At 66.3% G+C, this 20,287-nt stretch carries 22 protein-coding genes; 13 read left to right on the forward strand and 9 right to left on the reverse strand.

Translation table 11 applies throughout. The features are described 5' to 3' along the window. Window positions 1–52 precede the first annotated feature (52 nt). Both BKM74_RS10645 and BKM74_RS10650 read left to right on the forward strand, forming a co-directional pair. Window positions 53–1,456 carry an FAD-binding oxidoreductase gene (locus BKM74_RS10645; RefSeq protein ID WP_086465695.1) on the forward strand — a complete coding sequence of 468 codons (1,404 nt, stop codon included), beginning with the start codon at window positions 53–55 and terminating at the stop codon, window positions 1,454–1,456. 98 nt (window positions 1,457–1,554) lie between these two features. Beyond that, window positions 1,555–5,142, forward strand: coding sequence for an AsmA family protein (locus tag BKM74_RS10650; RefSeq protein WP_176342486.1), 3,588 nt, complete (start codon window positions 1,555–1,557; stop codon window positions 5,140–5,142). On the opposite strand, the gene BKM74_RS10655 is transcribed toward BKM74_RS10650, so the two are convergent. From BKM74_RS10655 to BKM74_RS10665, 3 genes are read right to left on the reverse strand one after another with little or no spacing between them, the layout of a single operon-like run. Beyond that, on the reverse strand, window positions 5,139–5,939 hold the full coding sequence (locus BKM74_RS10655) for a sulfotransferase (protein WP_086465697.1): 801 nt from the start codon (window positions 5,937–5,939) through the stop codon (window positions 5,139–5,141). The two genes, BKM74_RS10650 and BKM74_RS10655, sit on opposite strands and share 4 nt — an antisense overlap. After that, a complete protein-coding gene (locus BKM74_RS10660; protein ID WP_086465698.1) occupies window positions 5,936–6,718 on the reverse strand; it encodes an ABC transporter ATP-binding protein in 783 nt (260 codons plus the stop codon). The genes BKM74_RS10655 and BKM74_RS10660 overlap by 4 nt, the downstream gene beginning before the upstream one ends. 14 nt (window positions 6,719–6,732) lie before the next feature. Then, window positions 6,733–6,999 (reverse strand): hypothetical protein, encoded by a 267-nt coding sequence (locus BKM74_RS10665; RefSeq protein WP_140056063.1) that lies wholly within the window; start codon window positions 6,997–6,999, stop codon window positions 6,733–6,735. A gap of 133 nt (window positions 7,000–7,132) precedes the next feature. Here BKM74_RS10665 and BKM74_RS10670 point away from each other — a divergent pair, with 133 nt between their 5' ends. From BKM74_RS10670 to BKM74_RS10690, 5 genes are all read left to right on the forward strand, one after another. After that, window positions 7,133–7,870, forward strand: coding sequence for a type 1 glutamine amidotransferase (locus BKM74_RS10670; protein ID WP_086465700.1), 738 nt, complete (start codon window positions 7,133–7,135; stop codon window positions 7,868–7,870). A gap of 46 nt (window positions 7,871–7,916) precedes the next feature. Then, a complete protein-coding gene (locus BKM74_RS10675; RefSeq protein WP_086465701.1) occupies window positions 7,917–8,276 on the forward strand; it encodes a PilZ domain-containing protein in 360 nt (119 codons plus the stop codon). A 425-nt stretch (window positions 8,277–8,701) separates the two neighbouring features. Then, window positions 8,702–10,489 (forward strand): gamma-glutamyltransferase family protein, encoded by a 1,788-nt coding sequence (locus BKM74_RS10680; RefSeq protein ID WP_086465702.1) that lies wholly within the window; start codon window positions 8,702–8,704, stop codon window positions 10,487–10,489. Window positions 10,490–10,588: 99 nt separating this feature from the next. Beyond that, window positions 10,589–10,873, forward strand: a complete 285-nt coding sequence (locus BKM74_RS10685) for a hypothetical protein (protein ID WP_086465703.1) — start codon at window positions 10,589–10,591, stop codon at window positions 10,871–10,873. 27 nt (window positions 10,874–10,900) lie between these two features. Beyond that, window positions 10,901–11,413, forward strand: coding sequence for a flagellar basal body-associated FliL family protein (locus BKM74_RS10690; protein WP_086465704.1), 513 nt, complete (start codon window positions 10,901–10,903; stop codon window positions 11,411–11,413). Between the two features lie 18 nt (window positions 11,414–11,431). Here BKM74_RS10690 and BKM74_RS10695 read toward each other — a convergent pair whose 3' ends face one another. The 3 genes from BKM74_RS10695 to BKM74_RS10705 are packed head-to-tail and all read right to left on the reverse strand — an operon-like array spanning window position 11,432 to window position 14,307. Continuing rightward, entirely contained in the window at window positions 11,432–11,878 is a 447-nt protein-coding gene (locus tag BKM74_RS10695; RefSeq protein ID WP_086465705.1) for a GNAT family N-acetyltransferase, read from the reverse strand. A gap of 59 nt (window positions 11,879–11,937) precedes the next feature. Then, window positions 11,938–13,557 carry a serine hydrolase gene (locus BKM74_RS10700; RefSeq protein ID WP_086465706.1) on the reverse strand — a complete coding sequence of 540 codons (1,620 nt, stop codon included), beginning with the start codon at window positions 13,555–13,557 and terminating at the stop codon, window positions 11,938–11,940. A 27-nt stretch (window positions 13,558–13,584) separates the two neighbouring features. Beyond that, entirely contained in the window at window positions 13,585–14,307 is a 723-nt protein-coding gene (locus tag BKM74_RS10705) for a FadR/GntR family transcriptional regulator (RefSeq protein ID WP_176342487.1), read from the reverse strand. A gap of 198 nt (window positions 14,308–14,505) precedes the next feature. Between BKM74_RS10705 and BKM74_RS10710 the strand changes: the two genes are divergently transcribed. Both BKM74_RS10710 and BKM74_RS10715 read left to right on the forward strand, forming a co-directional pair. Further along, window positions 14,506–15,177 carry a 3-oxoacid CoA-transferase subunit A gene (locus BKM74_RS10710; protein WP_086465708.1) on the forward strand — a complete coding sequence of 224 codons (672 nt, stop codon included), beginning with the start codon at window positions 14,506–14,508 and terminating at the stop codon, window positions 15,175–15,177. Beyond that, window positions 15,174–15,869: a 3-oxoacid CoA-transferase subunit B gene (locus BKM74_RS10715; protein WP_086465709.1), complete on the forward strand. Its 696-nt coding sequence runs from the start codon at window positions 15,174–15,176 to the stop codon at window positions 15,867–15,869. Before BKM74_RS10710 ends, BKM74_RS10715 begins: the two co-directional genes overlap by 4 nt. Window positions 15,870–15,938: 69 nt before the next feature. Here BKM74_RS10715 and BKM74_RS10720 read toward each other — a convergent pair whose 3' ends face one another. Further along, complete coding sequence (locus BKM74_RS10720) at window positions 15,939–16,481, reverse strand: peptidylprolyl isomerase (protein ID WP_176342488.1); 543 nt, start codon at window positions 16,479–16,481, stop codon at window positions 15,939–15,941. Window positions 16,482–16,618: 137 nt separating this feature from the next. Beyond that, window positions 16,619–16,972 (reverse strand): dihydroneopterin aldolase, encoded by a 354-nt coding sequence (gene folB / locus BKM74_RS10725; protein WP_086465710.1) that lies wholly within the window; start codon window positions 16,970–16,972, stop codon window positions 16,619–16,621. Window positions 16,973–17,165: 193 nt separating this feature from the next. Between folB and BKM74_RS18735 the strand changes: the two genes are divergently transcribed. Then, complete coding sequence (locus BKM74_RS18735; protein ID WP_176342489.1) at window positions 17,166–17,342, forward strand: hypothetical protein; 177 nt, start codon at window positions 17,166–17,168, stop codon at window positions 17,340–17,342. Window positions 17,343–17,366: 24 nt separating this feature from the next. Here BKM74_RS18735 and BKM74_RS10730 read toward each other — a convergent pair whose 3' ends face one another. After that, window positions 17,367–17,621: a hypothetical protein gene (locus BKM74_RS10730; protein ID WP_086465711.1), complete on the reverse strand. Its 255-nt coding sequence runs from the start codon at window positions 17,619–17,621 to the stop codon at window positions 17,367–17,369. 132 nt (window positions 17,622–17,753) lie between these two features. Here BKM74_RS10730 and BKM74_RS10735 point away from each other — a divergent pair, with 132 nt between their 5' ends. The 3 genes from BKM74_RS10735 to BKM74_RS10745 all read left to right on the forward strand — a co-directional run bounded on the left by BKM74_RS10735 (window position 17,754) and on the right by BKM74_RS10745 (window position 20,274). Continuing rightward, window positions 17,754–18,209, forward strand: a complete 456-nt coding sequence (locus BKM74_RS10735) for a hypothetical protein (protein ID WP_086465712.1) — start codon at window positions 17,754–17,756, stop codon at window positions 18,207–18,209. A 273-nt stretch (window positions 18,210–18,482) separates the two neighbouring features. Beyond that, window positions 18,483–19,019: a GNAT family N-acetyltransferase gene (locus BKM74_RS10740; RefSeq protein WP_086465713.1), complete on the forward strand. Its 537-nt coding sequence runs from the start codon at window positions 18,483–18,485 to the stop codon at window positions 19,017–19,019. A 115-nt stretch (window positions 19,020–19,134) separates the two neighbouring features. After that, window positions 19,135–20,274, forward strand: coding sequence for an iron-containing alcohol dehydrogenase (locus BKM74_RS10745; RefSeq protein ID WP_086465714.1), 1,140 nt, complete (start codon window positions 19,135–19,137; stop codon window positions 20,272–20,274). Window positions 20,275–20,287: the final 13 nt, after the last annotated feature.

Below are 20,287 nucleotides of genomic sequence, written 5' to 3' on the forward strand. Positions count from 1 at the left end.
ACTCGCTCTAGGGTTTTCGCCTCTTTCAGGCGATAAGACAGACGAGGACAGGATGGGCGCCGAGGCGATCCGACGGAACGACGCGCATATTGCCGAGGCGATTGCCGAACTCAAGGCGCTGCTGGGCGACCGGCTGTCCACGGCGCAGGCCGTGCTGGAACAGCATGGCAAGGATGAGAGCTATCATCCGGTCATGGCGCCCGATGCAGTCGCCTTCGCGGAATCGACCGAGGAAGTTGCCGCAATCGTGAAAATCTGCGCCGCGCACAAGGTGCCGATGATCCCGTTCGGCACCGGCACCTCGCTGGAAGGCGGGGTGGCGGCGCTGCAGGGCGGCGTCACCATCGATATCAGCCATATGAACCGCATCCTGGAGGTCAATGCGGCCGACATGGATTGCCGGGTGCAGGCCGGCGTGACGCGCAAGCAGCTGAACGAGCATCTGCGCGATACCGGCCTGTTCTTCCCGATCGATCCGGGCGCCGACGCCTCGCTGGGCGGCATGGCCGCGACCCGCGCCTCGGGCACCAACGCGGTGCGCTACGGCACGATGCGCGAGAATGTGTTGTCGCTGACCGTGGTGACCGCCGACGGGCGCATCATCAAGACCGCGCGGCGCTCCAAGAAATCGGCCGCCGGCTACGATCTCACCCGGCTGTTCGTCGGCTCTGAGGGTACGCTGGGCATCATCACCGAGGTGGCGGTCAGGCTCTATGGCGTGCCGGAGCAGATATCCTCCGCCGTCTGCGCCTTCCCGGACATGGAGGGCGCGGTGAACAGCGTCATCCTGATCATCCAGTCCGGCATTCCGGTTGCCCGCATCGAGCTGCTGGACGAGGTCCAGATGGGCGCCTGCATCGCCTATTCGAAGCTGGAAGGCTATCAGGCCGCGCCGACCCTGTTCTTCGAGTTTCACGGTACCGAGGCAGGCGTGGCCGAGCAGGTCGAGATGGTGAAGGCCATCGCCGCCGATTTCGGTGGTGCCGACTTCAAATGGGCGACCAAATCGGAGGATCGCACCGCCCTGTGGGAGGCACGGCACAAGGCCTATTACGCGGCGCTGGCATTGCGCCCCGGCGCCAAGGGCTGGCCGACCGATGTCTGCGTGCCGATCTCGCGTCTTGCCGAATGCATTCTGGAGACCAAGAAGGATATCGCGGCCTCGGGCATGCTGGCGCCGCTGGTCGGCCATGTCGGCGACGGCAATTTCCATCTGGTCTATGTCATCGATCCCGACAAGCCAGAGGAGCTGGAGCAGGCCAAGGCGCTGAACGACCGCATGGTCATGCGTGCGCTGGCGATGGAAGGCACCTGCACCGGCGAGCATGGCATCGGGTACGGCAAGATGGATTTCCTGGTGGCCGAGGCTGGCGAGGCGGTCAGCGTCATGCGCCAGATCAAGCTGGCGCTCGATCCCGACAATCTGATGAATCCCGGCAAGATCATCCGCCTTTGATCCGCGCCACGAAACGGCCATAGGCCGCGGATAGACTGGATGCAAATTTGCCGGGCGCCATGGGCGCGCTGTCCGGCGCCATAGGCATAGGAGGCAGGGTGCGTAGGGTTCTGATCGGGTTGGGCGTGGTGGCTCTATTGCTGCTGGCCGCTGTCTTCATTGTGCCGTCGCTGGTGGACTGGAACGGCTATAAGCCGCGGATCGCCGATGCCGTGCGCGAGGCGACCGGTCGCGACCTCGTCATTGATGGCGATATCGGCCTGTCGATCCTGCCCACCCCGACCCTGTCCGTCGCCGGCGTGCGCCTGCGCAATCTGCCCGGCGCGCAGTCCCCCGATCTGATGCGCGTGAAGGCGCTGGATGTGGAAGTCGCCCTGCGGCCGCTGCTGACCGGCGACATCGAGGTGAAGCGGCTTGTCCTGATTGAGCCCTTTATCGCGCTGGAGGAACTGCCCGATGGCCGGCGGAGCTGGGACTTCGCGCCGCAGCAGCAGGCATCGGACGTGCCCGACGAGGAGGCCGGCGATACGGCTTTCGCCGGCGGTGGCGGCACCAGTGTCACGCTGGACGATGTGCGCATCGAGGGCGGTACGCTGATCTATCGCTTCGCGGACGGGGCGGAGCAGCGCCTCGACAAGCTGTCTGTCTCGCTGAGCGCGCAGTCACTGCAGGGACCGTATCAGGCCAAGGGCGCGCTTGCCTATCAGGGCGTGCCGGCGACAATCGAGGCGTCGGTCGGCCGAATCGGCGTGGCTGGCAAGGCGGCGCCGGTTTTCCTGCGCCTCGGCCTTGCGGATCGCGGGGGGCTTGTCCTGTCGGGCACCATGCAGGGTGGCGCCACGCCCCGGCTGGCCGGCAAGCTGGAACTGGAATCGCCGGATCTGTTCGCCCTGGCCACGACGGCCTCCGGCGGCAGGATCGCTACGCCGCTGTTGCGCCAGCCGGGGTCGCTGCGCGCGACGGTGTCGGCGACGCCGCAGAGCATTGCGCTGGACGATATGCGCCTGGTGCTGGGCGAGACGCGGGCCACCGGCGCGGTGAATGTCGGGCTGGAGGGCACGCCGTCGATCGATGCGGTGCTGGAGGTTGGCCGTTTCGACATGGACCGGATGATGGCGGCGCAATCCAGCGCAACCCCAGCCGCACCCGCCGGTCAGCGCCCAGACCAGCGCAGCGGCCAGCCAGCGGCGCAGGGGGCAGCGCAGGATGACGGTTCGTCCGCGGCCTTTGCCCTGCCGGCGATTCCGGCCGGCCTGAACCTGTCGCTGGATCTGACCGTCGATGCCATCGATTATCGCGGCCGCCTGGTCCGGCAGGTGCGCGGCAATCTGGCAATTCAGGATGGCCGGCTTGCGTTGAACCAGCTGTCGGCGCAGCTTCCCGGCGGGGCCGAGGCCAGCCTTTATGGCGTTGCCGCCCCGCAGCCCGGCGGCGGCGCACCGCGCTTCGAAGGATCGGCGGAACTGACCGCGACCAGCATGCGCGATCTGGCGGTGTGGCTGCGGCTGGACCTGCCGGACGTGCCGGTGGAACGGCTGCGCAGCCTGTCCCTGCAAACCGACCTTGCCGTGGATTCCGCGGAACTCCGCCTCGCCAATCTCGATCTGCGTTTCGATGCCAGCAAGCTGGTCGGCGATGCCCGTTACCGCTTCGCCGGCCGGCCGTTCGTTGGCCTGTCGCTGGCGCTGGACCGGGTCAATCTCGATGGCTATGTGGTCGATCCGCAGGCCACGCTTCCGGGGCCTGTCGTGCCGGAACAGATGCCGCGCACCAACGAGCCGCCGGCGCCGCCACTGGAGTTTCTGCAGAGTTTCGATGCCGAGGTGAAGCTGACGGTCGGCCACGTTACGCTGCGTGGCCAGCAGTTGCGCGACATCAATCTGGACGCGACCGTGCGCGACGGCGTGGCCTATGTGCGCGAGGCGGCGGTGGCCGATTTCGCCGGTGCGCGCGTCGGCGTCGGCGGGACATTGACCGCGCGCGAGGGCGCGTCGGCGGGTGAACTTGGTTTCAAGCTGGAAACCCGGGAACCGGGGCGTCTGCTGCAATTGCTGAACGCCCCTTCGGTGCCGAATCCGGCCCTGCTCGGCCGGCTGGAACTGTCGGGCCGCCTTATCGGCACGCCGGAGGCCTTCGATATTGATGGCATGCTTGCGGTCGCGGGCGGCCGGGTGAAAGTGACCGGCGGGCTGGCGCTGGCGCAGTTCCCGCCGAAGATCGATCTTGTCGCGGAAGGCGGTCACCCCGATCTGACCGCGTTGCTGAAGATTCTGCTGGGCCGCGACCCGGATGCGGGGCCGGGGCTCGAGGATCTGCGGATCTGGCTGACGGCCAGGAACGGCGACACCGATGCGCTTTCCGTGAACGGGCGGATCGAGGCGGCGGGCGGCATGGTCAGCATCGATGGCGATGTTAATCCTTTCGCACCGTCTCCGACCTTTGCCCTCTCGCTCGATGTGCAACATGGCAATGCGGTGCGGTTTCTGCGCATCTTCGCGCCTGACTACCGGCCCGGCGGTACCCGCGACCGGCCGCTGGACCTCACCGCGCGGATCGCCGGCAACACGGCCGCGTTCACGGTGGATGACCTCAGCTTGAAGGCGGGCGCCGTGGCAGCGACGGGCAATGCCTCCGTCTCGCTGTCCGGCGCGCGGCCGAAGATCACCGTGAAGCTCGATGCCGGCGATATTCAGCTGGAACCCTGGCTGCCCGATCCGGCGCGCGGCGGCGGCAGTGCCGCGCCGGCGGTGCCGCTGCCGGTTTCCGGCGACGGCTGGTCGAGCGAGCCGTTGCGCCTCACGGCTCTGCGCAGTGTTGATGCGGAACTGACAGCGACCGCGAAAACCATCCTTTATGACCCCTACAAGGTGGAGGATGTGCTGGCGCTCCTGACCTTGCGGGAGGGCGTGCTGGATGTCAGCAAGCTGAGCGGCACCATGTTCGGCGGCAGCATCGGCATGAACGGCCAGCTTGTCGCGACCGACACATCGTCCCTGCGGGCCGAGTTTCAGGTGCGTAATGCCGATCTGCGCGCGGCGACCACCGCCGCCGGCCAGCCGCCGCGGGTACGCGGTCTGCTGGATTTCGACATGCAGTTTACCGGACGCGGCCAGAGCGAGGCGGCGCTGGTCGGCTCCCTGGCCGGTACTGGCCGGTTTGCTGTGCGCGAGGGGGTGGCGGAAGGTTTCGATTTGCAGAGCATCAGCGACCGGCTGGAAGGGCTGAACGACGCGGCGGCCTTCCTGACGCTCGCCCGCGCTGCTTTCGCGGGTGGCGAAACCCCGTTCGAGCGGCTGGATGGCAGCTTCACCATCACGGACGGGGTAGCACGTACCGAAGATACGCTGCTGGTCGCCAGCGCCGGCGAAGGCAAGGCGACGGGCAGCATCGATCTGCCGCGCCAGCTGGTGGACGGAACGGCAATCTTCACCCTGACCCGGCATCCCAGCGCGCCGCCCTTCAGTGCCACGGTCAGCGGACCGCTTGCCGACCCGGCAGTGAATTTGCGCACGCGCGAGCTGGAGGCGTTCCTGGTGCAGCGCGCCATCGAACGAGGGCTGATGCGCCTGCTGCCGCAACAGCAGGGCAGCGGCGGTACCAACGCCGCGCCGACCGCGCCCTCCTCAGCGCCCGCCTCGCCAGCGGACACGCTGCGTCAGATCATTCCGGAACTGCTGAAGCGCTAGATATAGCCGAACCGGGTGAGGCCGGGCCTGCCGGCCTCTTCCAGCGCGGCAAGGCGCTCGGCGGGCAGGTCGCGCCAGCGGCCATGGCCGGGCCGGTGCGCGACAGCCTGTTGTGCGGCGGTCAGGCTGGCCGCGTCGATATCGGGGCGCAGCGCTTGCAGAAGCTTGGCCAGGACCGGGCTGTCCGGCGCCGTTGCGTCTTCCAGCCGCAGCAGGTGATAGCGCTCTCCGAGCAAGGCCTGCCCGCAGGCCAGCGCTTCCAGATTGGTTTCCGACCAGAAGCGGATCGCGGCCAGCGCCAGCGCGTCCGGTTCCTTGGGCGCGGCATGGCCGTGGCGCGCGGCGAAATGCCGGTCGATCTGCTGGCGGTTGTCGGAAAGGGCGATGTCACGCCCGTCGCGCACCACATGGATGAAGCGCAGGCCGGGCAGGGCCTCGGCAAGAAAGGGCAGCACGAACATCAGCCGGGGATTCTTCCAGCCCCACAGTGCGGGGCCGTTCCCCTCGTCCCGTACCTTGGCGGCGACGTTACGCAGCCCGCTCAGGCCGGTTGCGGCAAGCGCTTCCGGCAGGTCTGCAAGCCGGTAGTCGAGGCTGCCGGTACGCTCCAGCACCGGGTTGATGAGCTGGTCCAATACCGGCGGCGCATGGCGCAGATCGCCGGCATGGTTCACCGTCCCGCCCATGAAGAAGCCAGCGGCGATCAGCGCCTCGCGGATTGCCCGCGTGCCGGAACCGCCGGTCGCGCCGATCAGCACGGGGCCGATCAGCACGGGACTGGCCGCAGAGTCGCTCATACCGCCAGTTCCGCCGCGCGCAGGCTTTCGTCGCGCACCAGATCGGTCAGCTGCGCCTTGAGGGCGGAAAAAGCCGGCGTGGTGCGGATGTGATAGTCGCGCGGCCGGGGCAGGTCGATGGATATCTCCGCCTTGACCGTGCCGGGCCGTGCGGTCAGCACCACGACGCGGCCGGCCAGGAAGATCGCCTCCTCGATATCATGGGTCACGAACAGCACGGTCTTGCGGTTGCGTTCCCACACCGCCAGCAGCAATTCCTGCATCAGGCTGCGGGTCTGGGTGTCGAGCGCGCCGAACGGCTCGTCCAGCAGCATCACGCTGGGGTCGGGGGCCAGCGCGCGGGCCAGTGCCACGCGCTGCTGCATGCCGCCGGACAGGGTTTTCGGATATTGCCCGGCGAAGCCCTCCAGCCCGACCTGGGCCAGCAGGCTGTCGGCCCGGCTGCGGGCGTCGTTGCGGCCCATGCCCTGTTCGATCAGGCCGAAGGCGACATTGTCGCGCACAGTGAGCCACGGATAGAGGGCCGGCTGCTGGAAGACCATGCCGCGCTCCGGGCCGGGCTTCTCGACCGGACGGCCATCCAGCTGGATGGTACCGCTATCGGGATGGTCCAGCCCGGCAGCCATGCGCAGCAGGGTGGATTTGCCGCAGCCCGACGGGCCGAGCAGCGCCACGAACTCGCCCTCGCCGACGGAAAGATCGACCGGGCGCAACGCCTCGACAAGGGTGTCGCGTCCGCGAAAAACCCGGCTGACGCCGGCAATCTCAAGCCTACCCATTGTATTCGGAATCGTCAGACCAGGAAATTCAGATAGGAGCCGCGCGGCGAATCCATGTCGATATCGTCAGCGGCCAGCAGGCGTGCCAGACGGTTGAGCTGTTTGCCGATATCGGCTTCGTCGATGGCGGTGCGCAGGATGGACCGGCGCTGCGGCCGCTCGCGCGGCCCTTCCAGCAGGGCGTCGGCGCGCGGTTGCGTGCCCTGGCCACGCTGGATGCGGTTGCCGGCCTGGCCTGACGTCTGACCGCCGATCCGGGGGCCGGTAGGGGTAATCGCCATCATTCTCTCCTCCGCCGCCGAAAGCGGCGCTCAGCTGGCATTATGCCTGCAAAAGCCCGGCAGTTGAAGGCCCGGCTTTCTCAGCAAGGGGGGCGGGTGTAAGGTATGGCACCGGCTATTCGGAAGGACCGCCATGAACATTCTCGTCGTGCAGAACTATCCCGGCTCGCCGCCGGGACAGCTGGGGGACAGCCTGACCGCCCGCGGTGCCGCCCTGCATGTTGTGCAGCCGCTCTCCGGCGATCCGGTGCCAGCCGATCATGCGCCCTTCGACGCCGCGCTCATCCTGGGTGGGGCGCAGAGCGCTGCTGACGATGCCGGCAATCCCTATTACGCCGAACTGCTGCCGCTGCTGCGTGGCTTTCATGAGGCCGGCAAGCCGCTGCTGGGGGTTTGTCTCGGCTCCCAGCTTCTGGCGCGGGTGTTCGGCAAGAAGGTCTATCGCCACAGCCATGTCGAATTCGGCTTCCATCCGCTGGCGATGACCGAGGCGGGGCGGGCCGATCCGCTGCTGGCCGGCCTGCCCGCAATGCCCCATGCGATGGAGTTCCACGAGGATACGTTCGATCTGCCGGACGAGGCGGTGCTGCTGATGACCGGCGAAGGGTGCCGCCATCAGGCCTACCGGGTGGGCGAGACCGCCTATGCCTTCCAGTGCCATATCGAAGTCACGCGCCCGATGCTGGAGCGCTGGGCGGCCGAGCCGGGCAGCTTCACCGCCAATGGCGGCGCCGACCCGATGCCACGACTGCAGGCGGAGATGGCCCTGCATCTGGACGGATCGCTGCACTTTGCCGATACGGTGGCCGCTGGCTGGCTGGATCTGGCAGCCCGGGTGCGGCAACGCAACGGCTTGCGCAAATCGGCGTAATGCTGGACTCTGTTATTGCTGATCCGGAACACGGGATGCGAGCCTGATGATGGAACGTGTTAAGTCGCTGTTTCGCGCACCGCGCCTGGCCAACCGGCGCCGGCATCCCCGTTATCCAGTCAGCGCCAGCGTGGAAATCCTGCATGCGGGCGCTGTGCGGCGCGATGCGGAGATTACTGATGTGTCGGCTGGCGGGGCGCTGCTGATCCCGACCCAGGATATCGAGCCGGGGCAGGATATCGAAATCTTCCATCCCAGCTCGACGATGCGGGTTACCGCGCAGGTGATCGCCAATGATTCGGTAGGCACGCGGGTCTGTTTCCTGTCGGAAGGGGCCGGTACCATTGTCGCGGTCTGGCTGCGCGGTCTCCATGCGCGCCCGGTTGCCGATGGGCAGCCCGGCTGAACGGCTCAGCTGAGGATACCGCTGTCCGTACGGCGACCCCCAATGGGATACCGGAATGGCGTTCACGGAAATGTGAATGCTCCCTATCGGCGAAATTCCGCGGCTTGTCGCAGAACTGCCCCGCCAGCCACTTATTTTAGACATGATTGAGCATAATATTTGGGTTGTAGGCGCCAACCAAGCCCCTCCGGTGCCTACGATCAGGCCGCAAGGAAACCCCTTCCCCAAGCGGCCATGACCCAAAGCCCCCTCGGGCGGTGCCAATTCCCCGCTGGCACCGCCCGATTTCTTTTGCGCCTCCCTTCTCCGGTTTTCTCCTTTCTTCGGTTATCTCCTCTGGGCAGCCCTGCGGGCGGCGGGCCTTCACATGGGCCGGGCCGACGGCTATGAAGATTGCCTCGCTTTGCAAGGGGAGCCCGCACCGCATGTTCACCACCCGTCCGGAAATTCTCGGCACCTTCGGTGTCGTCACCTCAACCCACTGGCTGGCCAGCGCCACCGGCATGGCCATCCTGGAGAAGGGCGGCAATGCCTTCGATGCGGGCGTGGCCACCGGCTTTGCGCTGCAAGTGGTGGAACCGCACCTGAATGGTCCGGGCGGCGAGGTGCCGATCCTCCTGTTCGACCGCAAGGTCGGCGAGATGGAGGTGATCTGCGGCCAGGGCGTCTCCCCGGCAGCAGCGACCATCGGCTATTACCGCTCGCTGGGTTTCGACCTGGTGCCCGGCACCGGGTTGCTGGCTGCCACCGTGCCCGGCGCCTTCGACGCCTGGATGCTGATGCTGCGCGATCATGGCACGATGACGCTGGAAGAGGTGCTGAGCCCCGCCATCGCGATGGCGGAAAACGGCTACCCGGTGGTGCCGAACATCACCAAGACGGTCGATACGGTGCGCGAGCTGTTCGCCACCGAGTGGACAACCTCCGCGGCTCTCTATCTGAAGGATGGCAAGGCACCGCAGCCCGGCAGCCTGTTCCGCAATGTGAAGATGGCGGAGATGTACAAGCGCGTGCTGACCGAGGCCAAGGCCGCCGGCGGCGACCGCATCAAGCAGATCGAGGCGGCGCGCGCGGCCTGGTCCAGGGGGTTCGTCGCCGAGGCCATCGAGAAATTCTGTGCGACGACCGCTGCCATCGACGATTCCGGCAAGCGCAACAAGGGCATCCTGACCGCCGAGGATATGGCGTCCTGGCAGGCGACCAAGGAGAAGCCGACGACGGTCGAGTATGGCCGCTACACGGTCGGCGTCATCCCGCCCTGGAGCCAGGGGCCGGTGCTGGCGCAGCAGCTGGCCCTGCTGAAGGGCTATGACCTCGACAAGACCGACCCGACCGGCCCGGACTTCCTGCATCTGTTCATCGAGAGCGCGAAGCTGGCGATGGCCGACCGCGAGGCGTTCTACGCCGATTCGGCGCAGGTCGAGGTGCCGATCGAGACGCTGTTGTCAGAAGCTTATAATGCCGAGCGCCGCGCGCTGATCGGGGACACCGCCTCGAAGGAGCCACGCCCGGGCAGTGTGCCGGGCCTCACCCGCTGGATGGATCTGGAGGCGCACAAGCGCCTGGGCATGGCGCCGGAATATGCCAAATTCTCCATCGGCGAGCCGACCGTGCGGCGTGACGGCAATGTGGCGGGCGATACCTGCCATTTCGACATCATCGACCGCTGGGGCAACATGGTTTCCGCCACGCCCAGCGGCGGCTGGCTGCAATCCAGCCCGACCATCCCGGAACTGGGCTTCTGCCTGACCAACCGCATGCAGATGTTCTGGCTGAATGAGCAATCCGCTGCCGCGCTGGCGCCGAAGCGCCGGCCGCGCACCACTTTGACCGCCAACATGGCGCTGCGCGATGGCGCGCCTTACATGGCGTTCGGCACGCCAGGCGGCGACCAGCAGCCGCAATGGTCGGCGCTGATGTTCCTGCATCACGCCCATCACGGCATGAATTTGCAGGAATCCATCGATTGTCCGGCCCTGCATATCGACCATCTGGTGAATTCCTTCTGGCCGCGCGCGGCGAAATGGAATCATGTCCAGGTCGAGGGGCGGATTCCGGCGGCGACGGTCGAGGAACTGCGGCGGCGCGGCCATGATGTGACGGTCGGCGGCGACTGGTCGGAAGGCCGGCTGACGGCGGCGGCGCAGGCAGACGGCCTGGTGAAGGCGGCGGCCAATCCGCGTGGCATGCAGGGTTATGCCATCGGCCGCTGATCGAAAATATGGCGGGCAAGGTGGTCGGTAGCGATTGCCTTGCCCGTGCCCTTCGCCGATACTGATTTTATTAAAATCCTATTGGTGAGAGACGGCCCGATGGCGGCGACGAGCAATCCCGCGCTTGCCCTGCTTGCGAAGAGCATCGCCGATGTGGTGGGTGCCAACAGCGAACTCTATCGCGATGTGCTGCGCGCCGTCGAATCGGACGAATATGTGGATATCATGCTGGCGCAGGCCTCCTTCGACACGCTGTCCGGCGAGATCAAACGGGAGATATCGGAACGCGTCGATGATCTGGTCGCGACATATCTCGCCAAGGGGCAGTCGGTCGAGGAGATGGCGGACGAGCTTGCCGGGAAATTGCCGGACGGCATGGCCTGATAACACCGAAGCCTGTATCGTGGTGCCATGAGCGATCAATTGGGTACCCATGCCGATGGCGGCGCGCCGGAAGTAAAGAAGCTTCCGGTCGGCAAGCTGATTCTGCTTATCCTACTGCCGATCCTGCTGATTGGCGGCGCGGCGGCCGGGCTGTTCCTCACCGGTATGCTGGGCGGCAAGAAGTCGGCTTCCCCGGCCGCCACGCAGGAAACCGCGCCGCCGCCCAAGACCAGCGGCGGGCATTATACATCGCTGTCGGATTTCATCCTGACGCTGCGGACCGAGAGCGGCGAGGCGCGCGTCGTCATGGTGACGATCAGCCTGCAGGTCAGCAGCCAGGAACAGAACGCCATCGTGAAATCGGGCGATGCCAAGCTGCGCGATGCCATCAACATGCTGTTGAGCGAGCAGCCCCTGCAGAATTATTCCGACCCCATGGAGCTGAACAATCTGCGCGCCATGCTGGCCGATGAGATCAGGCGGATATTACCGAACCTCAATCTTCTCGGCGTGCATCTGACCCGGGTGCGGGTGCAGTAGGCGGGGTCTGTCCCGCCCTCAGGGCTTCATCTCATAGGTGATCCACATGCTGCGCGTCGCCTTGCGGTCATAGACGCCGCGCGCCCGGTAGTTGTTGTCGGCGGTGATCCAGCGGATGACTGGCCAGCCGCGCTCGGCGGCGATAGCGTTCAGCGCGTCCAGCAGCTTGTCGGCGGCGCCGCTGCCGCGCACATCGGGATCGACGAACAGATCGTCCAGGAAGCCGGCATAGGCGCCCCGCAGCGGGCTGGGCATGGCGCGGAAATGCGCAAGCCCAATGACCCGGCCGGTGGCGTCGCGGGCGACCAGCGCCTCCTGCACATGCTCGGCATCGTGCAGCCAGCCCCAGACACGCTCCGCCGTCTCGTCCGTCATCGGCATCTTGTAGAAGGCGGCATAGCCGTTATAGAGCCGGCGCCAGTCAGCCTTGTCGCTGTCCTTCAGGCGGTCGATGGTCACGGACATGGGGGTTCCTTTTCTGTCTGGAAGCGCACGCTAGCGCCCCTGCGACAGGCGGAAAAGCCCTAGTTTGTCACCGCGACAAAACGGATGCCCCGGCTGCGCGAGGCGTTCAGCGTGAAACCGCGGATGCGTCCATCTTCGCGGTGGAAACGCAGCGCGTCGCGGAATTGTGCGCCGAACCAGCCGACACGCCCGGTCAGCAGGTCGGGCCGGGTCGGCTCCAGCGGGCAGGGCGGCGCCGGCCCGCGCGGCCCCTCGATGCGGACGGCAAGCCCGTCACCGGCGCGCTCGATCACCCAGTCGCTCATCAGTTCGGCGCTGCGGTAGCGTCCGATATAATCGTCCAACAGGTCCGCGCCGGTTGGTCCGGATGCGACCGGCCGGTAGGTCTCTATGCCGCCATCGACGCGGGTCAGCCGGAGGGCGAGGGAGGGCTCCTCCGCGACCTCGGCCGAGACGACGTCATAGCCGCCCTGGAACACTGTATAGGCCATCCCGCCATCGCTGTTGGCCAGCGTGAAAGGCGTGCCGAAGCGGGTGGCGCCCAGCCGCCCCTCGGCATCGCTGAAGGTGAGGGTGGCGCCGGAGTCCTCATCGACGAAGGGGCCGGCTTTCGCCAGCCGCTCGATCAGCGCCGGACTGGGCTTGGCGAAGGGCGGTTCCGGGAAATCCATGTCCGGCATCAGATCGGCGATCAGCCGCGTCGTCAGATAGGCATTCACGCCCAGCGAATTGGCCAGGCAGATGACGCTGAGGCGGCGTTCGGGAATATGCAGGATGTTGGAGGTGAAGCCCGGCAGCAGGCCGCTATGCCCACAGGCCGACAGGCCGCGATAACGCTCCACCATCAGGCCATAGCCATAGCGGGCATGACCGCCGCCGGCCGGTCCGCTTGCGGTCAGGGGCGCCGGCTGGGCCAGGTTTTCCAGCGGATCGAGGTGCGGGTGGCTGCCCGCACCCCAGATGCCCATCCAGGTCATCATATCCTCGACCGAGGACACAAGCCCGCCCTCGCCGCAGACCTCGAAGCCGCTGCCGGTGCGCCACAGCGCACCCTCGACCGGCGCATAGCCCTGGGCGCGGCGGGGGAAGGGTTCGGCGTCGAAGGGCAGCAGGGCGGTCGAGGCCATGCCCAGCGGCCCGAAGATGCGGGCCTGCAGGAAATCCCGCAGGCTGACGCCGGACAGCCGCTCGATCAGGACGCTCAGCAGCACATAGCCGGCATTGGAGTAGAGATAGGCGCTGCCGGGCGGAAAGTTCGTGCCCTCCTGCCGCAGGATGATCGTCATCATCTCGGCGACGCTGCGCCGGTCCATCAGCGTGATGCCGGTCAGCCGGAAGGCCTCCAGCGAGTCGCGCAGCCCGCTGGTGTTGCTCATCAGATGGCGGATACGCAGCGGCACGCCATAATCCGGCAGCTCCGGCAGGTGCTGGCGCACCTCATCCTCGACCGACAGCTTGCCGTCCCGCGCCAGCATCAGCACGGCCAGGCAGGTGAACTGCTTGGTGATGGAGGCGATGCGGAACACTGTATCCGGCGCGTTTGGCACGCCGAGTTCGACATGGGCGAGACCGTAGCCCCGCTTGTGCAGAACCGCGCCATCCCGGATGACGGCGACGACGCAGCCGGGCGATCCCGGCTGCGTCCACCGTTCGAGAAGGGCGTCCACCGCCTCTATCATGACGTGACGCCCTTTCCGGCTTTGGTTCTACTCGTCGAGCAGCTGGCCGACCATGCGCAGACGGGAATTGTCGATATGGCTGCGCATGGCATTGCGGGCCGCGCCGGGATTGCGCTTCTCGATTGCCTTGTAGATGCGGGCATGTTCGGTGCGGACCAGATCCATCGGCTCGCTGCGCAGCTTCGACAGCTGACGGGCCAGCTTGATGCCGTCGCGCGCCGTGGTGTGCAGCATGTGCAGCGTCTTCACATACAGCGCGTTCTTGGTAGCGGTGGCGATGGCCATGTGGAAGCTGAAATCGGCCTCCGCCCCTTCCTCGTCGTCACCGGCACCGAGATAGGTGTTGAAATATTCCAGCGCCTTCTCGATCGCGGCCAGATCGCTCTTCTCGCGCCGCTTGGCGGCGAGATAGGCGGCCTCGCCCTCCAGCGCCAGCCGCAGCTCGTAGCAGCGCAGCAGTTCGGCCAGCACGCCGGACGGCGCGAGGCGCACCAGCTCCGGCGTCGGCTTCGACATGACGTAGGTGCCCGAGCCGCGCCGCGAGGCGATGACGTTATCGGCGCGCAGCCGCGACAGCGCCTCACGCACCACCGGCCTAGAGACCGAGAAGAGCTGGCACAGCTGCGCTTCGGATGGCAGCTTCTCGCCGACATCCAGCGAGCCGTTCACGATGTGCAGCATGATCTGTTCGTAAAGCTGATCGGCCAGCTTGCTTTGGCGCACCGGCGCCACCGCCACGAAATCGATCATGGTGGCACCGCCTGTCAGAGAACTGGCTTTGCCCGATAGAGAACTGGTTTTGTTCGTCGCCTGTGCAGTTTCCATGCAGATTCCAACCCTGATTTTTTATTTGTATAGCTTGATGATATTAGCCTAGCACACTTATAGGTATGGCTGGGAGCGCGGAAGAACAGCTCCCGGAAAAGTAGCGCGGGAAAATAAAATACCATGATTGATAAAAGAATGGCGACCCTGGCGGAAGCCGTCGCCGGAATCAAGGACGGCTCGACGCTTCTGGTCGGCGGGTTTGGCTCGGCCGGAGCGCCGACGGAGCTTATCCATGCCGTGCTGGACCAGGGGGCCAGGGATCTGGTGGTGGTGTCCAACAATGCCGGTGTCGGAACCGAGGGGCTGGCGGCACTGATGGCCGCGCGCCGGGTCCGGCGCATCGTCTGTTCCTATCCGCGCAGCGGCGGTTCGGTCGTGTTCGATGAGCTGTACGCCAAGGGCGAGATCGAGCTGGAGCTGCTGCCGCAGGGCACGATCAGCGAGCGACTGCGCTGCGCCGCAGCGGGCCTGGGCGGCTATTATTCGCCGGTCGGTGTCGGTACCAAGCTGGCCGAGGGCAAGGAGCTGCGGGAGATCGACGGCCGCACCTACGTGCTGGAAATGCCGCTGCGCGCCGATGTGGCGCTGATCAATGCGCACCGGGCGGACCGCTGGGGCAACCTGATCTACCGCCTGTCTTCGCGCAATTTCGCGCCCGACATGGCGATGGCGGCGGATCTGACCATCGTTCAGACCGAGGGTTTCGTCGAGCTGGGCGATCTGGACCCGGACAACATCCATACGCCCGGCATTTTCGTTGACCGGGTCGTGCATGTGGAGAAGAAGGCATGAGCAGCATGACCGAAAGCGTGGCGCGTCTCAGCCGCCGGCAGATCGCCTGGCGCGCGGCGCAGGACATCGAGAATGGCTGGTACGTCAATCTCGGCATTGGCCTGCCGACGCTGGCAGCCAGCTATGTGCCGGACGGGCGCGAGATCGTGTTCCACAGCGAGAACGGCCTGCTGGGCGTCGGCACCTATCCGAAGCCGGGCGAGGAGGATCCCGACCTCATCAACGCCACCAAGGAATATGTGACCCTGGCGAAGGGGGCATCGGTGTTCAAGCATTCCGATTCCTTCACCATGATCCGGGGCGGCCATCTCGATCTGGCGCTGCTCGGCGCCTTCGAGGTCTCGCTCAAGGGCGATCTCGCCAACTGGACGACGGAAGACCCGAACTTTCCGCCCGGCGTCGGCGGGGCGATGGATCTGGCGGTCGGCGCCAAGCGCATCCGCGTGCTGATGGAGCATACGACGCGCAAGGGCGAACCGAAGATCCGCAATGTCTGCAAATACCCGCTGACCGCGTCGTCTGTGGTGAAGCGGCTCTATACCGACCTTGCGGTTATCGATGTGACGGAGGACGGGCTGCTGGTCGTCGAGATGGCCGAGGGGCTGACCCGCGAGGCGCTGCAGGATGTGACCGAGGCGCCGCTGACCTATGCCGCCACTGTCGGCGTGCTGAAGGCGCCGGCGGTCGCGTAACGGCTGCTGACTGAAAAGGAAAGGCCCGCTCCGGTGTTCCGGGGCGGGCCTTTTTCTTGCCTGGCTGGATTACTTGGCGTCTTCGGCCAGGGTCATCTTCACGATCTTGTCGGGATCTGCCGGCGGCTCGCCGCGCTTGATCTTGTCGACGAACTCCATGCCCTCGACCACCTGGCCCCAGACGGTGTACTGGCCGTTCAGGAAGGGGGCGGGCTTGAAGCAGATGAAGAACTGGCTGTCGCCGCTGTCCGGGTTCTGCGAGCGGGCCATGCCGACGGTGCCGCGCTCGAACGGTGCGCTGTTGAATTCCGCCGGAATCTTCTTGCCGCTGCCGCCACGGCCGGTGCCGGTCGGGTCGCCGGTCTGGGCCATGAAGCCCTCGATGACGCGGTGGAAGACGATACCGTCATAGAAGCCGGCGCGGACCAGCTCCTTGATGCGGGCGACGTGCTTGGGGGCGAGGTCCGGCTTCAACTCAATGACAACGCGGCCATGTTCAAGATCGAGATAGAGCATGTTTTCCATTTTGGCGGCTTCTGATTGGCTGGCGCCCGTGAAGAGGATGCCGAGGGCCAGCAGGGCCGTTGCGGCGAGGGTCTTCAGGCGTGTCATGACGATATCCTGTCCTTGATCCAGCGTTACGGGGTACGGGTTCGAGGGTCACATTAAGCGGGCCGGGCCGGAATCGAAAGCCTCAATCGAACGCCTCAACACTCGGCGGGGAGGCATTTCGGCTCCGGGGCGGCCGGCTATTGCCGCCGTCGTTCCACCGTCACGCCGACCGAGGCCGCCTTGTCGATGACGTCGAGCTTTTCCACCGTGACCCGGGCGGTCAGCACGCGCCTGTCCTCCAGCCCGTGCCGTGCGATGCGGTCGGCGACGGTCTCGATCAGGTTCACATGGCCCTCGGCCAGGATTGCCTCGATGCCTTTCACCAGCGTGTGATAGCAGAACACATTTTCCAGCCGGTCACCGGCCGCGGCGATGGTGTCGATGCATTCCAGCTCGAGATTGAGGCGCAGGCGCTGCCGCTTTCCCTTCTCGCTCTCATAGACGCCGACTTCGGCTTCAAGAACGAGATCGCGCACGAAGATTCGGTACAACCCTAACTCCCCAGACTGTCGGGATGGACCGGCGGGACATGCCGGTCCAGCCGGCTGTATAGCCCCTGGCGCCGGCCGGAACAATGCCTGCGTCGGCGGGGCCGCCATGCCGCCATTTGCGACAGAGTCTCTTAAATGCTTGTTAACTTGTTCTCGCTATACAAAGCTCAGAACAGCGCGGCGGATAACGAAGATGCTTCTGGATATGACCGTTCCCATGCCGACCACATTTCCCCGCAGCGACATGCTGCTTGAAGTCCTGCTGGGCCTGGCCGTGCTGCTGCAGCAATGCCGCAGCCAGAAGCCTGAGGTCTCGGCGCTGGTGTCGGATATCGAAAAATCCATCGAGCAGCTGCGCGCGAGCGCCTGAGGCACCCTTTTCTTTCCGGTAGGGTCAGGCCTTGCCGGAGGTATCGATGCCGCGCTGCCGGCAATAGCGCTCCAGCTCCGACAACACCTTGTGACGATTACGCCCGCCATTGGCGTGGGCCTGTTCCAGCATGGCGACGGCCAGGCTGGGTTTCTGCGGCATGCCCATCTGATGCCGCACCAGCCGCTCGGCGGTTTCCAGCACTTGCGGATCGGCCTTGTCGCGCGCCGCGCGCACCTGCCGCAAGGCGGCCTCCAGCACTTTCGGATCCTTCGCCATAGAGTCGACGCCACGGTAATTGCACCCGCGCGAGCCTGGCGGCATCGCGGCTGGACCTTCGCGGCCAGCGCCGCCATCATATCGTGAGGCGGGGCAGCGAGCCAGCCCGTCCCGCGATATGAGGTGGGCACAATGCTGCTGTCCCTGCTGAGAAAGGCCCGGAAGCCGGCCCCGACGCCGGCGCGCCGCAACGGCATCTTCTGCTGCCGCTGCGACCGGCCGGCCGTGGTCAGTTTCGGTCTGGACGAGGCGGGGGCGAAGCGCTTCGCGCGCGGCCTGCGCACCTATGTGGCGTCCGGCGAGCGCGAGGTGCTGCTGCCATTCTGCGCCGATCATTTCGAGCAGGCGGCGCTGAGCTGGCCCGGCCTGATCGCGCAGCCGGTGCAGCCGCTGCCGATCCGCTGGCGCGAGGGGGTGGCCGCCATCGCCTGGGTGAAGCACCGGCTGGACGACCCCGCCGTGCGCCGCAAGGCACTGCGCGGGCTGGCGCGCAAGCTGCGTCCGGCCCGCCCGGCGGTTGCCCCGGGAAAAGAACGCGAGGACATGCTGCACCGCTTCCTGGCAGAGCGGCGGCGAGCCCATCGCTAAGCGCCCTCACTAAACACATGGCCCTCCAGCGAAAAACCGCTATTCGAGGGGGCATGCGTATGATACATGCGATATCGGTTTTAACAGCTGAACGAGCCCGGCCATGACGGCTGACCTTCGACGACGACGTACGACCTGCCTGACCGCGCTTGCGGCCGGGGCAGTCGCGTCGCCTGGTCACCGCCGGAGGGAAAAGCTGTAGGCATCCCTCCGCCCGGGAACAGGCGATGCGGTCCATTGACTGACCGATACCCTATTTCCGGGAATTGAGAGATGCAGATCGTTCACGAGCGGCCGGGCGACGCCGCCCTTATCGACACCCTTCTGGATACCGCCTTCGGTCCGGGCCGGACGACCAAGACCGTCTATAAGCTGCGCGAGGGCGTGCCGCACGACCCGGCGCTGGCCTTTGTCGCGCTGGAAGACGGGCAGCTGCGCGGCTCCATCCGCTACTGGCCGCTGCTGCTGGGTGCGGCACGCGTGCCGTCCGTCATGCTGGGGCCGCTCGCGGTCGATCCGGCCTATAAGGGGCAGGGCTATGGCAAGGCGCTGATGCGCCATTCGCTGGCCCATGCCGCCAGACTTGGCCGCCGGTCGATTATCCTGGTCGGCGATCCGGAATACTATAATCCGTTCGGCTTCACGCGGGAGAAGGCGCTGGGCCTGCAACTGCCCGGCCCGGTCGAGGAGCGGCGTTTCCTGGCGCTGGAGCTGGTGCCGGGCGCGTTGGACGGTGTGGCCGGGATGATCCATCCGGCGCTGCCGGCGGCCCCGCAAATCCGGAGGGGGGTTCGCCGATACGCCGCGTAGTGGCGCTGGGGGATACCGGCCATGCTGAATCGGTAGGATGCCGCCGCTTGACCGGGCCGGTCGGACCGGCAAGCATGGGGGCAATTCTAAACAGGGAATAAGGCAGGGACGCACCATGGCTGTCATCAGCTACCTCACCAAGATCCAGTTCGACTTCGGCGCCATCAAGCTGCTGGCGGACGAGATGAAGGCGCTCGGCATCAAGCGGCCGCTGATCGTCACCGACAAGGGGCTGGTGAAGACCGGCATCCTGGACACGATCCGCGCCAACATCCCGAACGAATTCGATGTCTCGGTGTTCGACGGCACGCCGGAGAACCCGACCGAGGCGGCGACCTGGGAGGCGCTGAAACTCTACAAGGAGAATGGCTGCGATGGCATCATCGCGGTCGGCGGCGGTTCTTCCATGGATCTTGCCAAGGGCGTGCGCCTGCTGGCGACGCATGAGGGGCCGCTGGCGCAATATGCAATGGTGGAGGGCGGTGTCGCTCGCATCCGTCCGGATGTCTCCAAGCTGATCGCGGTGGCCACCACCTCGGGCACCGGTTCCGAGGTCGGGCGCGGCGCCGTCATCGTGCTGGAGGACGGGCGCAAGCTTGCCCTGGTCAGCCCCTATCTGATTCCCAATGTGGCGATCAACGATCCGGAGCTGACGCTGGGCCTGCCGCCCGTGCTGACCGCCGGTACCGGCATGGACGCGATCACCCATTGCATCGAGACCTTCCTGTCGCTGGCGGTGAACCCGCCGGCCGACGGCATCTCGCTGGAAGGGCTGCGGCTCGCCAGCCGCTCCATCGAGACGGCGGTGAAGGACGGCTCCAACCGGCAGGCGCGCTGGGACATGATGATGGGCTCGATGATGGGCGCCATGAGCTTCCAGAAGGGGCTGGGCGCGGTCCATGCGCTGTCGCACCCGCTGGGCGCGGTGAAGGGCCTGCGCCTGCATCATGGTACGTTGAACGCGGTGTTCCTGCCCGCCGTGCTGCGCTTCAACAAATCCGTGGTCGGCGACAAATATCCGCGTGTCGCGCAGGCGATGGGCCTGCCGGAGAACACCGATATTGCCGATGCGATCTCGAAGCTGAACGCCAAGCTGGGCATTCCCGCCAGCCTGCGCGAGATGGGCGTCACCGACGATCTGCTGGACGGTATCGCGCTGGCCGCGACCAAGGACCATGCGCATCCGACCAACCCGCGCACGCCTTCCGTTGCGGAGTACCGCAAGCTGCTCGACGAGGCGATGGCCGGCAACTGAGGAGGGCGGCTAG

It is taken from the genome of Oceanibaculum nanhaiense (assembly GCF_002148795.1).
GTDB classification, from domain to species: Bacteria; Pseudomonadota; Alphaproteobacteria; order Oceanibaculales; family Oceanibaculaceae; genus Oceanibaculum; species Oceanibaculum nanhaiense.

Coding starts and splice junctions, on each gene's coding strand:
- BKM74_RS10645 (WP_086465695.1), top strand. CDS start 53: ATGGGCGCCGAGGCGATCCGACGGAACGACGCGCATATTGCCGAGGCG.
- BKM74_RS10655 (WP_086465697.1), bottom strand. CDS start 5,939: ATGAGCGACTCTGCGGCCAGTCCCGTGCTGATCGGCCCCGTGCTGATC.
- BKM74_RS10660 (WP_086465698.1), bottom strand. CDS start 6,718: ATGGGTAGGCTTGAGATTGCCGGCGTCAGCCGGGTTTTTCGCGGACGC.
- BKM74_RS10665 (WP_140056063.1), bottom strand. CDS start 6,999: ATGGCGATTACCCCTACCGGCCCCCGGATCGGCGGTCAGACGTCAGGC.
- BKM74_RS10670 (WP_086465700.1), top strand. CDS start 7,133: ATGAACATTCTCGTCGTGCAGAACTATCCCGGCTCGCCGCCGGGACAG.
- BKM74_RS10675 (WP_086465701.1), top strand. CDS start 7,917: ATGATGGAACGTGTTAAGTCGCTGTTTCGCGCACCGCGCCTGGCCAAC.
- BKM74_RS10680 (WP_086465702.1), top strand. CDS start 8,702: ATGTTCACCACCCGTCCGGAAATTCTCGGCACCTTCGGTGTCGTCACC.
- BKM74_RS10685 (WP_086465703.1), top strand. CDS start 10,589: ATGGCGGCGACGAGCAATCCCGCGCTTGCCCTGCTTGCGAAGAGCATC.
- BKM74_RS10690 (WP_086465704.1), top strand. CDS start 10,901: ATGAGCGATCAATTGGGTACCCATGCCGATGGCGGCGCGCCGGAAGTA.
- BKM74_RS10695 (WP_086465705.1), bottom strand. CDS start 11,878: ATGTCCGTGACCATCGACCGCCTGAAGGACAGCGACAAGGCTGACTGG.
- BKM74_RS10700 (WP_086465706.1), bottom strand. CDS start 13,557: ATGATAGAGGCGGTGGACGCCCTTCTCGAACGGTGGACGCAGCCGGGA.
- BKM74_RS10705 (WP_176342487.1), bottom strand. CDS start 14,307: ATGATCGATTTCGTGGCGGTGGCGCCGGTGCGCCAAAGCAAGCTGGCC.
- BKM74_RS10710 (WP_086465708.1), top strand. CDS start 14,506: ATGATTGATAAAAGAATGGCGACCCTGGCGGAAGCCGTCGCCGGAATC.
- BKM74_RS10715 (WP_086465709.1), top strand. CDS start 15,174: ATGAGCAGCATGACCGAAAGCGTGGCGCGTCTCAGCCGCCGGCAGATC.
- BKM74_RS10720 (WP_176342488.1), bottom strand. CDS start 16,481: ATGACACGCCTGAAGACCCTCGCCGCAACGGCCCTGCTGGCCCTCGGC.
- BKM74_RS18735 (WP_176342489.1), top strand. CDS start 17,166: ATGCTTCTGGATATGACCGTTCCCATGCCGACCACATTTCCCCGCAGC.
- BKM74_RS10730 (WP_086465711.1), bottom strand. CDS start 17,621: ATGGCGAAGGATCCGAAAGTGCTGGAGGCCGCCTTGCGGCAGGTGCGC.
- BKM74_RS10735 (WP_086465712.1), top strand. CDS start 17,754: ATGCTGCTGTCCCTGCTGAGAAAGGCCCGGAAGCCGGCCCCGACGCCG.
- BKM74_RS10740 (WP_086465713.1), top strand. CDS start 18,483: ATGCAGATCGTTCACGAGCGGCCGGGCGACGCCGCCCTTATCGACACC.
- BKM74_RS10745 (WP_086465714.1), top strand. CDS start 19,135: ATGGCTGTCATCAGCTACCTCACCAAGATCCAGTTCGACTTCGGCGCC.